The organism is Acinetobacter sp. AC1-2, from assembly GCF_016124155.1.
Lineage (GTDB): Bacteria > Pseudomonadota > Gammaproteobacteria > Pseudomonadales > Moraxellaceae > Acinetobacter > Acinetobacter calcoaceticus.
On sequence record NZ_JABFFO010000004.1, the window covers coordinates 124,298 to 140,163 of the forward strand.

At 37.8% G+C, this 15,866-nt stretch carries 11 protein-coding genes and 1 tRNA gene; 6 read left to right on the top strand and 6 right to left on the bottom strand.

What is annotated here, in order from left to right; translation table 11 throughout:
- The first annotated feature begins 94 nt into the window (after positions 1-94).
- The 3 genes from HL290_RS14035 (at position 95) to HL290_RS14045 (ending at position 4,307) form a co-directional block, all read left to right on the top strand.
- Positions 95-670: an SdpI family protein gene (locus tag HL290_RS14035; protein WP_198496795.1), complete on the top strand. Its 576-nt coding sequence runs from the start codon at positions 95-97 to the stop codon at positions 668-670.
- Positions 671-825: 155 nt separating this feature from the next.
- Positions 826-3,408 carry a PepSY domain-containing protein gene (locus HL290_RS14040; protein ID WP_198496796.1) on the top strand — a complete coding sequence of 861 codons (2,583 nt, stop codon included), beginning with the start codon at positions 826-828 and terminating at the stop codon, positions 3,406-3,408.
- Between the two features lie 113 nt (positions 3,409-3,521).
- Positions 3,522-4,307, top strand: coding sequence for a YdcF family protein (locus tag HL290_RS14045; protein WP_198496797.1), 786 nt, complete (start codon positions 3,522-3,524; stop codon positions 4,305-4,307).
- Positions 4,308-4,777: 470 nt separating this feature from the next.
- Here HL290_RS14045 and HL290_RS14050 read toward each other — a convergent pair.
- From HL290_RS14050 to HL290_RS14060, 3 genes are all read right to left on the bottom strand, one after another.
- Positions 4,778-4,853 (bottom strand) — tRNA-Val (locus HL290_RS14050).
- A 207-nt stretch (positions 4,854-5,060) separates the two neighbouring features.
- Positions 5,061-5,564 (bottom strand): cell wall-recycling L,D-carboxypeptidase ElsL, encoded by a 504-nt coding sequence (gene elsL, locus HL290_RS14055; RefSeq protein ID WP_005036336.1) that lies wholly within the window; start codon positions 5,562-5,564, stop codon positions 5,061-5,063.
- Positions 5,565-5,722: 158 nt separating this feature from the next.
- A complete protein-coding gene (locus HL290_RS14060) occupies positions 5,723-6,082 on the bottom strand; it encodes a YbaN family protein (protein WP_198496798.1) in 360 nt (119 codons plus the stop codon).
- A gap of 103 nt (positions 6,083-6,185) precedes the next feature.
- Between HL290_RS14060 and HL290_RS14065 the strand changes: the two genes are divergently transcribed.
- The 3 genes from HL290_RS14065 to dapE all read left to right on the top strand — a co-directional run bounded on the left by HL290_RS14065 (position 6,186) and on the right by dapE (position 8,595).
- Positions 6,186-7,067 carry a DUF1853 family protein gene (locus HL290_RS14065; RefSeq protein ID WP_198496799.1) on the top strand — a complete coding sequence of 294 codons (882 nt, stop codon included), beginning with the start codon at positions 6,186-6,188 and terminating at the stop codon, positions 7,065-7,067.
- A 122-nt stretch (positions 7,068-7,189) separates the two neighbouring features.
- The gene (locus HL290_RS14070) at positions 7,190-7,333 is read left to right on the top strand and encodes an entericidin A/B family lipoprotein (protein WP_003655297.1); all 144 of its coding nucleotides are present in this window, start codon (positions 7,190-7,192) and stop codon (positions 7,331-7,333) included.
- 125 nt (positions 7,334-7,458) lie between these two features.
- Positions 7,459-8,595, top strand: coding sequence for a succinyl-diaminopimelate desuccinylase (gene dapE / locus HL290_RS14075; RefSeq protein ID WP_198496800.1), 1,137 nt, complete (start codon positions 7,459-7,461; stop codon positions 8,593-8,595).
- 34 nt (positions 8,596-8,629) lie between these two features.
- Here the strand turns inward: dapE and HL290_RS14080 are convergent, their stop codons facing one another.
- The 3 genes from HL290_RS14080 to HL290_RS14090 all read right to left on the bottom strand — a co-directional run bounded on the left by HL290_RS14080 (position 8,630) and on the right by HL290_RS14090 (position 15,832).
- Positions 8,630-9,097 carry a hypothetical protein gene (locus tag HL290_RS14080; protein WP_004639007.1) on the bottom strand — a complete coding sequence of 156 codons (468 nt, stop codon included), beginning with the start codon at positions 9,095-9,097 and terminating at the stop codon, positions 8,630-8,632.
- On the bottom strand, positions 9,097-13,602 hold the full coding sequence (locus HL290_RS14085; protein WP_198496801.1) for a hybrid sensor histidine kinase/response regulator: 4,506 nt from the start codon (positions 13,600-13,602) through the stop codon (positions 9,097-9,099). The genes HL290_RS14080 and HL290_RS14085 overlap by 1 nt, the downstream gene beginning before the upstream one ends.
- 148 nt (positions 13,603-13,750) lie before the next feature.
- Entirely contained in the window at positions 13,751-15,832 is a 2,082-nt protein-coding gene (locus HL290_RS14090; protein WP_198496802.1) for a methyl-accepting chemotaxis protein, read from the bottom strand.
- Between the last annotated feature and the right edge of the window lie 34 nt (positions 15,833-15,866).

Genomic DNA, 15,866 nt, shown 5'->3' on the forward strand with positions numbered 1-15,866 from the left:
CTCGGAATTTAGTATTAAATTGGCATAATATCCTTTCCTGACTTATGCCAATTAGTGCTAAACTTAAAACAGTTTACAATTTGTTATTTGCACTATGACCGCGAAAACTTTATACGCTTATACGCTTCAGCCTGTTCCATATGACGTGTCAGAAGCTGAACAACGTAATGCACAGCTTCTTATCTGGCGCAGCACCAATAAAATCAGCACAAAAATTTGGGCAATTATGGGTGTAGTTTTAGCCCTAGCTATATTAGGTCTTATTTTTATTAAGAACTATTCTACTGTTTTTTGCTGGGTTGCTATTGTCGCTGTAGTACTTTACTACCTAGGTCGTAAATACGGATTAGAATGGTACGTTAAACGCAAAATGAATGAATTTCCGGTACAGGAAATCAAAGGTATTCGTTTAGGCGTGCAGCCTCATGGTATTGTGATGCGCCAAAAAATGGGCCAACAAGAAGGCGTTGGTACAATTGGATGGAAAAATATCTACGAATGGTACAATGGACCTGATTTCATCTTGGTAAATTTCAAAGTAAAAGACCCAAAAGGCCAAGAACAACAAGGTGCTTATATTTTACCTAAGCGTATGGATTCTAAAAACTTCTCGTTCAATACGATTCGCACGCACTTAAAAGAATCTGTAGGCGAACCGAAAACTCTGTAAGTTTTGATTTCATAAAAGGCCTCCTTATGGAGGTTTTTTATTGCAGTAAAAACAAATGATAATGAAAATTAATATTATCTCCAAAATCCATATTATCTACTCAATCTTCGGCTATACTTCTTTACAAGATCTCCATCATATTCACATTTTCGACCATGTTTAAAAAAATTTTATTTCAAATTCATTGGTTTCTGGGTATTACTGCTGGCCTAATCTTATCCATTATGGGTGTAACAGGTGCAATTTATTCTTATGACCAACAAATTTTAAAATGGGTAAATTCTGATAGTTATGTTGTTCAAGCTGAAAGCACTCCAAAATTAACGCCTGCTCAGCTATATCAACATTTCAATACGACTCAGCCTGAAATTAAAATTAATAGCATTACGATTGCCAAGGATCCGACCACCTCTTCTACTGTCAATATTGAAAAAGAAGGTGAACGCCGTGGCTATAATATGATGGTGAATCCTTATAACGCTCAGGTTCTGCCCGATGTTAAAGGCAGAAAACTGTTGTTATTAATACAACAAATTCATCGTAATTTAACCGCAGGCGAAGTTGGCAAGCAAATTACTGGTGCTTGTGCCTTAATGTTAATTTATTTTGTACTGAGTGGATTATATTTACGCTGGCCTAAAAAGCATTCTGCTCGTCAATGGCTCGCGGTTAAACCAAAATTGAAAGGCCGAAATTTTATTTGGGATCTACATGCTGTTGTTGGGACATGGGTCATTGTTTTTTATCTACTATTCGCATGTACAGGTCTATATTGGTCTTATGACTGGTGGCGCAGTGGCATGTTCAAAGTGATGGGAGTTGAACAACCCAAACCACAAGGTCATGGCTCCGCTCCTCAAAATCGAGGAATGCAACAAAATAAACGATCTGAGCATAATACTGATAAAAAATCAGAGCCTCAGTTAGATAATACTCAGCTCATTACAGTACTTAATCAAACATGGAGTGGATTCAATAGTCAGGTCGGACGTGATTATTCGACGCTAACATTAAGCCTACCTAAAAAAGATGATGGAAAAATTGAGTTAAGCTTTGTCGATGCTACCCCGCAACACGAACGTGCACGCAACCAAGCCATCTATAATTATCAAACTGGCACTATCGAAAAGATGGAGCTTTACGAAGATAAAAAGCTTAATCAAAAAATCATGAGCAGTATGTTACCCGTACACCGTGGTAGCTTCTTTGGACCAATTTATCAATTCGTTGCGATGCTTGCTTCATTGGCAATGCCTTTATTCTTTGTTACAGGGTTGATGCTTTATCTTAAACGCCGCAAACAGAAAAAGTTAACACAGGCGGCTCGTCAGTCTTTGGCTGGGCAATACATTGATCCAAATGCAAAGCCTTGGCTTATTACCTATGCAACTCAAACTGGTGTAGCAGAACAACTTGCTTGGAGTACAGCAACAAGTTTACAAGAAGCTCATCAACCAGTTCTGGTTAAACCTGTACAGCAGCTAACACAATCTGATTTAGAGCAGCATGAGCAGGTTTTATTTGTAATCAGTACATACGGTACTGGTGATGCTCCCGACCTCGCTACAAGCTTTGCTAAAAAGCTTTTAAAAGCAAATCTAGATCTTAAGCACATGAACTATGCTGTTTTGGCGCTAGGTTCTAAAGAATATCCTGATACGTATTGTAGTTTTGGTCACGCAGTAGATGCTTGGCTTAAAATTAATGGTGCTCATGCCCTCTTTAATACAATTGAAGTTGATAATGCACACTTAGCGGATATTCAAAACTGGAATCAAGCACTCGCGAAAGCAACTAAATTAGATTTACATGCTGTAAATTTAGAAAAAGTTTTTGATACATGGAAGTTACAACAACGTGACTTACTCAATCCAAATAGCTTAGGGCAACCTGCTTATAATATTGAGCTTAACGCAAAGCACGAAGCAATATGGCAAGCTGGTGATATTGCTGAAATTCAGCCTGGTAATAGCCCTGAACGTATTCAGGCATTCTTACAGAAGCATCATATTCTTAAAAATGCCAAAGTCGACTCATTAGAAATCTCAATTGAGAAAGCGCTTTGGAATAAAGATTTAACGAGCGAAATTGAACCATTTGCGAATCTGGACCATTTATTAGAACAGCTTCCTAACTTACCAACGCGAGAGTACTCAATTGCGAGTATTCCTTCTCAGCAAGTGCTTCGTTTGGTTGTTCGTCAACAACATGATGAGTCTGGTAACTTAGGTTTAGGTTCTGGATGGCTGACTCAACATACTCAAGTCAATGATGACGTTGCTTTGCGTATTCGTACCAATGAATCATTCCATCTTATTGATGACAACCGCCCTATTATTTGTATTGGTAACGGAACCGGTATTGCAGGTTTAATGAGCCTGTTACATACACGTACTCGTCATGATTACACTGAAAACTGGTTAATCTTTGGTGAACGTCAAAGCGCATGTGATTTCTTCTATGCATCAACAATTGAAGCATGGCAAACAACAGGAATGCTAAAACGTCTAGATTTAGCATTTTCCCGAGATCAAGAACAACGCGTGTATGTTCAAGATGTAATCCGTCAGAATGCAGCAGAATTAGTAAGCTGGATAGAACGCGGCGCTGTTCTCTATGTCTGTGGTAGCATTGATGGTATGGCAAGTGGAGTCGACCAAGCACTGGTTGAAATTCTAGGTGATGAACAGTTAGATGAATTAAGACAACAAGGCCGTTATCGCCGTGATGTTTATTAAAGGCCAATAAATCAGAAAACCGAGTATGGCACAGATGCTTTACTCGGTTTTTTATTGCATTCAAAATGATTTTGCATACACTGTCTGCAATTTAAATTGCAACTGTAAACACAATGCAAGTCAGTAAGTGGATCCGTATTTTCCTAGCAATCATTGGTTCGATTTTATTTCTGGATGGGTTAATTTTAATTTCTCTAAATAAAATTAATGTCGGCACAATTATCCCTTTAATTTTGGGCGCTTTCTTCTGCCTCTATTCTTTATTTTATTATCATTTAGAGCGTTTCTTCTTCTATCACTATCGCTTACACACACTTTGGCGTTTTGGATGGTTATGCCTCTGGATATGGCTAATTAGCTTAGGCTATTTCTTTGATTTTATTAAAGAGAATAAAGAGACAAGTCAAAATCTGCCTCCAGTAAATGCAATCATTGTATTAGGTAGTGGCGTTGAAAATGGTCAACCATCCAAAACTCTTGCAAAACGTTTAGATACGGCCGCCCCTATTGCTCTAAAACAGCTCCAAGCAAAAGTTGTTGTAACGGGAGGTCTTGATTTTTCAGAAAAGGAAAGCGAAGCATTAGTGATGTCGCGTTATCTAGAACAACATTATCATTTAGCAAAAGAACGAATGATACTTGAAGATAAAAGTACAAGTACTGAACTTAATCTAATGAATAGTAAACCACTATTAGCACAGCACCACATTACCCTCGACCAACCGATTGCTATTGTGACAAGCGATTTTCACACTCCACGAGCAGCAGCTATTGCTAAAAAACAAGGTTATATGCAAGTTTATACAGTGGCAGCTGAAACACCATTAGCTACTCGCTACAATTCTTGGTTACGAGAATACTTCGCTTTTGCAAGTGGATGGTTTTTTAACGAATATTAAGAATGACTTATTTCAAAACTGCTATTAAAAAAATAGCAGTTTTTTTTACGCAAGAAAGTATTGTTATTGGTTAGAAATAGATATCGTAAGCTTATGAAATATATAAAGCTCTATTTGAGTCATTACATGGCAAATTTAATATAAGAAAAGTCTATTCAATAAAAATATAAAATAAATTTTTTAAGAAAATTTTATGTGAAATAATTTTAGTCTATAACTCAAGCAATCACTTTTAAACACAGTTAGGTTTTAAACCTATAGCCCCAAATTAAATAACACAAAAGTCATTTATCCAAATAAGAAATAACTTTACTAATGATTTTCAGTCAATTGGAGATATAAACTTTGAGCTTTAGAATAGAACAACTAAATTTAGAGTGACTTAGATAAAGAATTCAAATAAAGATTAAAAATTACAAACAAATAAGCAATTTAAATATTTGAAAAATTTAACTTTTGGAATGAAATAATGGTGGGCGCTGACGGGATCGAACCGCCGACATTCTGCTTGTAAGGCAGACGCTCTACCAACTGAGCTAAGCGCCCTTTAACGTCTTCATCGTTTGTGAGGTGCATTATAGAGAATCTTTAACAGGTGTCAAACGCTTTTCGACTTCTTTTTAAAAAAATGCGAATGAATGATTAAAAATAAGTCATTATTAAGTAAAAAACAATTTTTTGTATTTTATTTAAACACTTATTTCAATATTTTCTGCATTTACACCGCTAATGAAGAATAGATAAAACTCGTACTCAGGTTAAAGATTGTTCAGACAAGTAAACTAATGCATCTTCAGCAACTAAATCAAATAGCTCAATGATTTCTTCATTACGCATTCGAACACACCCATGTGACATTGGCACCCCCATTGGTTGCGTGTCTGGAGTTCCATGAATATAGATATAACGTTGCATAGTGTCGTGGCCTTCCCCTTTATTAAACCCGGTCTCTAGACCATCTAACCAGAGAATACGAGAAAGTATCCAGTCTCGCTCAGGATATTGCGCAGCTAACTCAGTGCTATAAACCTCCCCTGTTGGCTTACGCGCGATAAAAACTGCATTTTGGGGGGCCTCTGCACCAATTTTCTTCGCCACTCTATGCCATCCACGTGGTGTTCTACCCGTATTTTCCTGCTCACCAATTCCATTCTTTCCTGTAGAAATGACATAAAACTTATTATGTTTAGGCAAAGTTAATGTTTGGTTTGCTAAATCGATGAGAACATCAGCATCTTCGAACTTAAATTGAGACATTGAATTTATTCTCTTATATCAACTCAAATATTTTGAGTTTAACTAAAAAATTATTGTAAGGGCTTCTCTTGCACTAAAAATAAAAGATTATCAATCTTCTTATATCTACGCGCAGTTTCACTGCTTGTCTTGAGCCAAAATAAAAGATTATCAATCTTTTATTTTGGCTCAGGGCGTAGCCATAACCAAACTGCAACGATGAACATAGTAATATCAGTAAAAGCCTTGACCAAAAGTGGCGCTGAAGTAAATAGCATTATAATTCCGCTAATTGCCATCATTATGCTTGCAATCCACTTCGCTTTACGAGGCACTGTGCCATTGGCTCGCCAATCACGTAATGTTGGTCCATATTTAGGGTGATTTAACAACCAATCATCCATTTGTGGCCAGCCTTTTGAAGCAGCCCAAGCAGCCAGTATCAAAAACACTGTTGTCGGCATACCAGGTAAAATTGCTCCAATAATGCCTAGCGTGATAAAAATCACGACTAAAAAGCGCCAGAACAATGTTCGCATATATAAACCTTAACCTGCTGTTGGCGTTAGTATAAAGTGTTTTTCTAATGTTTTTTGTTGATCCGTTATGAAATTAGGATGAATTACTTCGAGTATTAAATGTATGAATATTGCCTCAGTTAAAATGTCCTATTTCGAACCATGGCTACAATTTCAACATCCTATAGTTCGACAGCTAGCATTTTGTATTGCTAGTCCAAATTTACTTTCCCAACTACCAAAAAGTCTATATATACAACATCATTTTAAGCTACATCCAACCGAAGTATGGGAAAGTCATTTTCAAAATTATTTGCCACGTTTAAAAGAGCTCGATCAGTCCCCAGAACCTTTAATTCAGTTTTTATCTCAGCTTAAAAGTACACGCCTAGGTTTACGCTTTGAACATCTACTTTGGTTTTGGCTACAAGAGGATCAATACCATCCCTATCAATTATTGGGACATAGTATTCAAAAAATTGAAGGGGCAAAAACCCTAGGTGAGCTAGATTTTTTAATTTTAAATAAAGAAACGCAAAAAATTGAACATTGGGAGGTCGCCTTAAAATATTATCTCGGTGAGGCAGATTTACATTTAGAACAATGGATTGGCCTGAACCGTCAGGATACTTTAAGCAAAAAGCTTTACCACTTTACCAACAAACAATTTCAATTTCTTGAAGCATTAAACTTTGAAATTCATCAACGCTTTGCAGTTTTAAAGGGACAACTTTATCTTCCTTTTGAGTTAAATTTACAGCAGCCTCTACCTGACTGGATCAATTTAAAGCGTCGTTTGGGCTATTGGGACACCACAATTCCTCATTCTTCTTTTTATCGATTAGAAAGGCACGAATGGCTATGTCCAAATAAACAGCCTAGTTCCGCCCCAGCACACTGGTGGACAGACGGCTTATATTGTAAAAATGGTCAGGAAGTTCTGTTTTATATGTTTAGACACCCTTCACACTTAAAATTGAAGTCCAACATGCAGAAATTTAAATAATTAACAATAAATTTAAGATTCTAGACACATTTTATAACGTTTTTACTATTAAACAGTCATGTTTCTTTTTCCGTTTGTTTTTTAATCTAAATTTACTTCATTATTAAATTTAAACGGAGAAAATGATGAAAAAAGTTTTAGCTGCTTCTGTAATGATTGCTGTTGTTTTAACAGGCTGTAATACGTTTAAGGGTTTTGGTAAAGATGTTTCTAAAGCAGGTGATGCTGTAACGAATACTGCTGAAAAAACACAAGATAAAATGTAAGTTAGAGTTGTCACTAAAAAACCTTATCATTCCGATAAGGTTTTTTTATTTTTACGTACCCATCAGGTAGAGATTCGCCTATTATATCGGACTATATTTCACCTGATCAGCACGCAATGTCCGGTATGAACCATTCAGATACTCTCTCGCTTAGCCTAGAACTTTTACAACAACCTTCTGTTACTCCAATTGATCATACTTGCCAGACCATCATGGCAGACCGTTTAAGCCAAGTTGGTTTTCATATTGAACCAATGCGTTTTGGTGAGGTTGATAATCTCTGGGCACGTCACGGAACTGAAGAACCTGTATTTTGTTTTGCAGGTCATACTGACGTAGTGCCGACAGGTAAGTTAGAAGCGTGGAATTCAGACCCATTTGCACCTGAAATCCGCGATGGAAAATTATATGGTCGCGGTTCGGCAGATATGAAGACAGCTTTGGCAGCCATGGTTGTCGCATCTGAGCGTTTTGTAGCAAAACATCCAGACCATAAAGGATCTATCGCATTTCTAATTACTTCTGATGAAGAAGGCCCTGCGGTTAACGGTACGGTCAAGGTTATTGAGACTCTTGAAGAACGTAATGAAAAAATTAAATGGTGTTTGGTAGGTGAACCCTCAAGTACTCATAAATTAGGTGATATTGTTAAAAATGGGCGTCGTGGCTCACTCAATGCAGTATTAAAGGTCCAAGGTAAACAAGGTCATGTGGCTTATCCACATTTAGCACTAAACCCAATTCATGAAGCATCACCTGCTTTAACAGAGCTATGCCAAAGCGTTTGGGATAATGGAAATGAATATTTTCCAGCAACATCATTTCAGATTTCAAATATTCATGCTGGAACTGGTGCAACCAACGTAATTCCAGGTACTTTAGAAGTTACTTTTAACTTCCGTTATTCAACAGAAGTGACTGCTGAACAGCTTAAACAACGTGTTCATGAGATTTTAGATAAACACGGTTTACAGTATGAAATCGTTTGGAATCTCTCTGGTTTACCTTTCCTGACTCCAGTTGGTGAACTCGTTAATGCGGCTCAAACTGCGATTTTAAATGTAACTGGCACTGAAACTGAGCTTTCAACAAGTGGTGGTACTTCTGACGGACGTTTTATTGCTCCAACAGGCGCACAGGTATTGGAGTTAGGCGTTCTTAATGCAACAATTCATCAAATTAATGAACATGTTGACGTGCATGACCTCGATCCACTCACTGATATTTATGAGCAAATTTTAGAAAATTTATTAGCTAAATAAAAATTAAAAAGGAACTCAAAATGAGTTCCTTTTTTTATAGATGAAGCGAATTTTGAATATATTGCAAATTAGGAACGTGGTAGCGTTGATTCTCCATACGCACATATTTAAATACAGTTGGGTGCTGCAAAGAGTCCTGTATATCTTCGTTTTCATCTACGACTTCAGAAATACGCAGACGAACTGAAACTGGCATCGATTTACATATGAGTGCAAAACGTTGGCTGATATCTTCACTTTCAATAACTAATGCCACCGCTCGCGAATCAATTTCATTATGCACTGTATAGACAGGAAGTTTTACGTCATGCCATTCAATATGCTTGATACCATTTTTAACATCCATAGCTGATAACACTATATTTTGAGGCAATAGCATCGGCACTTGCTGATCGCATTCAATAATATATGCATCAATAAAACCAGTTGAAACAGTAATTAAATGTTGAAGTTCTTGCTGATCCATTTCATTAATTAAAGATGTGCTGATATGACTCTTCATTAGGCAAGTTCCTCTTCACGTATTGTGAAAAAAGCATCAATATTGTGAAGTAAGTCTTCTTCTTGGAAAGGTTTACCCATGTATTGGTTAACCCCTAAAGTAAATGCTCGTTCACGGTGTTTTTCGCCAGTTCTGGATGTAATCATAATGACTGGCATATCTTGATGTAGATCATGATGTCGCACGAGATTAAGTACCTCAAAGCCATCCATTCGCGGCATTTCGATATCAAGCAGCATAAGATCTGGTTTAATATTTTCCAACTGCTCAATTGCATCGATACCATCTTTAGCAGTGACTACGTCATAGCCCTGACGTTCAAGTAAACGAGTCGTTACCTTACGGACTGTGACAGAGTCATCTACAATCATAATGAGACGGCGTTCGTCAGACTCGCGTTGTCTATAGATAGCTTCATTCAGCTGCTTATGTCGGCGGGTAGACTGAATTTGGCGAGCAATATTTTGTCCATCTAAAATTAGACAAACTTGGCCATCACCTAAAATAGTTGCGCCTGCAATCGCACCAATGCTAGAGAACTGCTGCCCGATTGGCTTAACCACAATCTGCGCACGTGAACCAATAAGCTGATCAACCAATAATGCAATTGTTTGTCCATTATTGGTCTTAATCATTAATACTGGTAATGAATACATCATCCCGCTTAAACGTGGAATTGGTTGATTACCAACAAACTCAGATAAATAGCGTAATGGATAGCGTTTATTTTCAAATTCAAAGAATTCTTGTGCACTTCCAAAATACTGTTCTAATGATGTTGGTGAAACTCGAACAATTCGATCAATTTGAGCCAAAGGAATTGCAAATTGTTGATCAGCAACTTTAACCATTAAGGCATCACTAACAGCTACTGTGGTTGGAACGCGTATTGTAAAGATTGTTCCTTGCCCATACACAGAGTCCACACTCACATGTCCGCCCAAAGCTTTAATATCACTTTGTACAACATCTAGTCCTACACCACGACCTGAGATCTGAGTGACTTGATCGGCCGTACTTAACCCTGGATGGAAAATCAACTGTAAAATATCTTGATGTTCTAATACTTGTTCAGGATTAATCAAACCAGACAATAGGGCCTTTTGACGGACCTTCTCGATATCAATACCCCGGCCATCATCCTTAAATGTAACAACAACATCCGTACCTTGACGATGAATATTCAGTTCAATACGTCCAGTTTCTGGTTTTCGCGCTTGTTCACGTTGCACACGATCTTCTAAACCATGGTCAATCGCATTTCGAAGCATGTGCTCAAGTGGTGTAACCAAACGTTCTAGCATTGTCCGGTCTAATTCACCTTCGGTATTATTAACAAAAAGCTCTGCTGGTCGATCCAACGCAGTAGAAGTCTGCCTCACAATTCTTTGTAAACGAGGTAGCAATCGAGAAAATGGTACTAATCGTGTTCGCATGAGACCTTCTTGAATTTCGGCCTGAATACGTGACTGTTGTACCAGCAAACTTTCAGTGTCTCTGATTTTTTCGGATAATGTATTTTTGAAATCCACTAAATCCGATGCAGATTCGGCAAGTGATTTCGATAATTGATTCAATGAAGAATATTGGTCCATCTCTAGAGGGTCAAATTCTGTATAACGAGAGTGCTCAATACCGTGTTTTGCAATAATCTGACTTTCTAATTCGCCTTCCATTCGACGTAACTGATCTGCTAGTCGTTGAATGGCTAATTCCATTTCCACTAACGTATGACCAAATTGACTGAGATCCATTTCAATTCGTGAACGGTTAATCGAATTTTCACCAGACAAATCAATCATTTTCTCAATTAAATCTGCCGAAACCCGGATCATCTCATTATTTTGTTCAAGATGCTGTGCTTGTTCCCATGCCCCCATCATTGGCGGCGGTTCTGCACCATCACCTTGCACAAAGCTCATTACAGGTTCAGTGCTAAATAGATCAGTTCTGGTCAACTTACTTGGAATCTGTATTGCAGTTTCAATAAACTGAATATTTTCTAAACTTTGTTGTAAACCATCGAAATGTTGATAATTTTGCTTGAAAATTGCCTCTTTTAACCAAACAATCGCACTCTCTAGCAAGTTGTCATAAATATTTGAGCTAAAATGATAAAGCGCAAATTTTTCAAAAGCGTTTTCAAGTTGATAAGCAATCGCTTGTACGGTTTCAAGTCCCACCATACGGGAACCACCTTTCAAGCTGTGTACTGCCCTTTGTAGCTGAAGCAAGATACTACGATTGGTACGCTGCTCAAACCACTGCTTTAATAGGTGATCGGCCATCTCTAACAGCTCGGCCGCTTCCTCCATAAATGTCTGCTCGACAACAGAGTCAATATCCTGATCTTGGATACTCTCTGTATAGCCTTCTGCATCAAAAACTTGTAATTCGGTGTACTCAACAAGCCTATTATTAGACTCAACAATCTGCTCAAAATTAGAAGTTAACTCATCGAGATTTAACGCAGTATTGTGTATAGCTTCTTGTTGTAATACTTCAAAATTTGATTCCGGTATAACATCTGTTTCAGACTCTGCTTGCATCTCTTTAGCAGCAGACCCGAGTGAATTATATACCTTACCTGCATTCTTAAGCGCTTGAATAGTATGAGAAGCAGCATAATCTAGGTGCTGTTCACGTACTATTTGTAGGCGATCAGCTAAATCATCTTGAACTAGACGAATAAAATCAATGAGAGCAGATGAAGTAATTAACTGTCTTTGAATTAAGCGCTCATAAATACTTTCTAGTTCATGTGCAATTAAACCAATATAATTTGCCTGAATCATATTTGCCCCACCTTTTAAGGTATGCAAATAGCGCATCAGATTATTAAGAGCAGCAAAGTTCTCTTGATCATTAACCCAAATATTAAGATCTGTATCCATTCCTTCAAGCAACTCATCGGCTTCTTCAAGAAAAATATCTAACAGTTCTGGATCAAAATAACGGTTTACGTGCTCCGTAGACATGAACTGGCGATCTAAATGCACACTCTGACTCATCACTACATGATCAGTTAGTATACTTTCGATAGATGCTGAAGATTCATTTGCTGTTTGTTCTACATCAGCACTAAATAGCGACTCAACAACTTCCTGATGACTTTCTAATGCTTCAGAATTAAGGCTTGGAATATATTGGGTATATAGTTTTAACTCTTCCAAAATATTTTGGTGTTGCTCAATAATACTAACTCTTTGACCCGCAGCTAATGCATCAAATAACTGAATTAATTGTTGATGTGCTTTCTGATAAATTTCAAAAACATAATCTGAATGTAATAAATCAGGTCGATCAAGCAATACGTCATAGCTATCTTTCAGCTGGTTCGTATATTCATATAAACCAATCATGGCCTGCGACTGAGTATGTTGCAATAACAAATCAGCTTGTTCACTTAAACGTTCAAGATAATGAGGAAACTCAGAACGAATTCCCTTTTCAAAATCCAACTCTGCATCAAGTAATTCTGAAACATCTAGCTGTAACAGCTGAGATACTAAACCATGTGGAGGCGTGAGCGGGCTCGCATGCTCCCCATGTTGTTCCATATAAACATCCCAAACCTGATTGAACTGTTTCAGGTTAAAGTCTAATTGCTCATTAGAGCAATGCGCAGCCAATAGATCTAAACAATTTCGAATAAACTGACGGTAATCACGGAGTAGTAAAATTTCTTCTGAATGAGAAGATAGCTCTTCTTGTAATAGAATTTTGAATAAATGCTCAACTTTAGTACTAGCATCAAAAATTGCTTCTACCTGAGCCATTGCTGAGCTGCCGCGCAACGTATGTAATGCACGGATTAATGCATTGTAACTCTCGTGCTGATGTATTTCTTGTTCTAAGAACTGATCGATGGTCGCTAAGTGCTCTTCCGCTTCTTCCATAAATAAAACTAAGGTTTCAGCAAGGTTATGTTCACTTTCTATGGCGGTTTCTAGAGTTAAATTATCTGATTCCTGTTCTAAATCCCCCACCTCTAAACCAGTCTTAGTTTCCGCAGTGAGAGTATCCGACAATAATAAAAGTTCTTCTAAAGCAGGCTCTAGACTTTGCTGTTGTTGTAATTGTTGTCCCAATAAAATAAGAGGTCTAAAATCTACTGCATGTTCCTTTTTAGATTTAAAGTCATCTACTAATTTAAAGAAATAGAACTTAAATACCAACTGAACATATTGTTGGACGTTAGGAGTTAATGTGAGACTCTCATTGATTACCCGATTAAGCGTATCTTCTACAGTCCAAGCAAGCTCAGCAGAGGATTTCGCTGCAATCATTCGCCCTGAACCTTTCAAGGTATGAAAATGGCGACGGATCTCAGTCAGCGTAGCAACATTTTTAGATTGCATCCATTCATGAATCAAAGATTGTAATTCAACAAAAATTTCTTCAATTTCTTCAACGAAGATATCAAGAAATTCAGCATCTTGTTGAGAATAGCTATCTTCCGGTAGCATCATTGCTTCAGTTAAAGTTTTTAATATTTCTTTCATAGCAAAGGCTTCTTTTGCTTGTCCCCTAAATGGAGAAAAACGACAGAGTCAACACCAGATAAATAGCTGTGTCCCCAATACTTATCTGGTGTTGTTAATACTTTTTAGAAGAATAGCTAGTATAGAAACAGCTATCCTCGTCCCCAATTTAATCAGGTAATTTAAAGTCCGTTACCGATTCACGTAATGACTCTGCCATATTTGCTAATTCAGAAACAGAACGCGCTGTATCGAATGTTGCAGTTGTCGTTTGCGAAGTAATTTCTTGTACGACGGTCATGGTTGTCGCAATGTGACTCGCAGATGCAGACTGAAGTTTTGCTGCATCAGAAATGTTGGCCATCAAGTTTGCCAAGTCACCAGATACTTTTTGAATCTCGTCCAAGGCAATACCTGCATCTTTTGCCAAGTTCGCTCCGCGCACAACCTCAGTGGTTGTTTGTTCCATTGAAATAACAGCTTCATTCGTATCGGTCTGAATTGTTTTAACCAGAGTTTCAATCTGTTTAGTTGCCGATGCAGAACGTTCTGCAAGACGCTGTACTTCGTCTGCAACCACGGCAAAACCACGTCCTGCTTCACCTGCCATAGATGCTTGAATTGCTGCATTTAATGCAAGAATGTTTGTTTGGTCCGCAATGTCATTAATTAACGATACGATGTTACCAATTTCTTGTGAAGACTCACCCAAACGTTTAATACGTTTAGAGGTTTCCTGAATCTGTTCACGAATCGTGTCCATCCCTTCAATTGAACGGTTTACTACTTGTGCTCCATTAGAAGCAATTTCTACCGAACGCTCTGCTACTTCGGTAGATTCAGATGCATTTGAAGATACTTGGTCAATAGACAATGCCATTTCATTCATTGCAGTCGACGCGCCAGCAATTTCTTGTGCCTGATGCTCTGATGCTTCTGCCAACTGGTTAGTAATATTTTGTGTATCATGCGTATAGCGGGCAACTTCCTGAGAAGTTTCATGAATTCGGGATACAAGATCACGTAATTGGTCAATCGCGAAGTTAATCGAGTCGGCAATCGCTCCTGTAAAGTCCTCAGATACCGTTGCATATGAACGCAAGTCACCATCTGCCAAGTCGGCAATTTCATCTAGTAAACGTAAAATCGCGTTTTGGTTACGGTCATATTCTTCTTGTAAGGTAGCTACACGTTGTTTATCCGCTTTACTACGAAGTGATAAAAGCTTTAAGACTGAGCTAATTAAACCAATAATTGATAATGTAAGAAGCGCAACTAAAACAAAGGCTTTCCAACCATACTGTGTTTGCTTAGAAAGATCACCCAAAACAGATAACATTTCATCAGATTCCGAGAAGATCTCACCTGATGATTGACGTACGTTTACAATCTGATCTGTATGTTTAAGAACTGATGCCGCTGCAGATTTTAAAACTTGATCATATTCAGATTTAATACCTTCCAAAGATTCACGTACTTCTGGAGACTCAACTCTAGCAACGCCCAATTCAGCATTTCCGTTTAGCTGTGCATTTAAATACACACCGAAGGTCTCAATATCTACACCAAAGTCATGTGCTGAGGTCCGAGAATTTTCTGAACCAACTAAAACGGTGTTAATAGAACGTAAAATACGTTCTGCAATAAATACTTGGTTCTTAGCAATAATCACCTGACTACTCGGTGCTTTTTCGCGAACCATCTTATCGACCATCAAGTTATATTCAGCCTGAATCTCTGGAATAGAATCACTAATCGAGATATTCATGTTGTATAACTGATTAATTACGTCCTGATGTGACGAGATCAAGTTAATGTCATACGACAAAGCTTTCCACAGAACCGCAACCTTTTTGTATTCTTTTGAAGATGTACCATGAATATTTTCAACATCTTTGATATTTTCTGCAAAAAGTTTATTTGATTCGGCCAAGTCTTTCATGGCTTTAGGTGATCCTGAAGCCGTTGCTTCAGTAGCCTGTCTAGAAATAGTTTGTGACAATAAGCGCAATTCACCCAAACTACGTGTTAATTCGTTATGTCGAGGTACGCTATAAAATAAATAAGCGAGCGAAGTTAAAGCAAATAATAAACATAACAACGCTACATAAAGGATAGGCTTGGACTTTTCACTTTCCCCAAATAAACTGGCGTATTGCTCAATTCCCGACTGGATTTTTGCAATAAAATTGAGACCCGATTTTTCGGACGCAACACGATTGCCGCCTTTCTTTTTAAGCTTAAAGCCCATAGCTTCTCCCCAGAAAATACTCTGTTTTTCACAG

Excerpts from the sequence above, each read along its gene's own strand:
- HL290_RS14035 (WP_198496795.1), top strand. The coding sequence starts at position 95 with ATGACCGCGAAAACTTTATACGCTTATACGCTTCAGCCTGTTCCATAT.
- HL290_RS14040 (WP_198496796.1), top strand. The coding sequence starts at position 826 with ATGTTTAAAAAAATTTTATTTCAAATTCATTGGTTTCTGGGTATTACT.
- HL290_RS14045 (WP_198496797.1), top strand. The coding sequence starts at position 3,522 with ATGCAAGTCAGTAAGTGGATCCGTATTTTCCTAGCAATCATTGGTTCG.
- elsL (WP_005036336.1), bottom strand. The coding sequence starts at position 5,564 with ATGTCTCAATTTAAGTTCGAAGATGCTGATGTTCTCATCGATTTAGCA.
- HL290_RS14060 (WP_198496798.1), bottom strand. The coding sequence starts at position 6,082 with ATGCGAACATTGTTCTGGCGCTTTTTAGTCGTGATTTTTATCACGCTA.
- HL290_RS14065 (WP_198496799.1), top strand. The coding sequence starts at position 6,186 with ATGAATATTGCCTCAGTTAAAATGTCCTATTTCGAACCATGGCTACAA.
- HL290_RS14070 (WP_003655297.1), top strand. The coding sequence starts at position 7,190 with ATGATGAAAAAAGTTTTAGCTGCTTCTGTAATGATTGCTGTTGTTTTA.
- dapE (WP_198496800.1), top strand. The coding sequence starts at position 7,459 with ATGAACCATTCAGATACTCTCTCGCTTAGCCTAGAACTTTTACAACAA.
- HL290_RS14080 (WP_004639007.1), bottom strand. The coding sequence starts at position 9,097 with ATGAAGAGTCATATCAGCACATCTTTAATTAATGAAATGGATCAGCAA.
- HL290_RS14085 (WP_198496801.1), bottom strand. The coding sequence starts at position 13,602 with ATGAAAGAAATATTAAAAACTTTAACTGAAGCAATGATGCTACCGGAA.
- HL290_RS14090 (WP_198496802.1), bottom strand. The coding sequence starts at position 15,832 with ATGGGCTTTAAGCTTAAAAAGAAAGGCGGCAATCGTGTTGCGTCCGAA.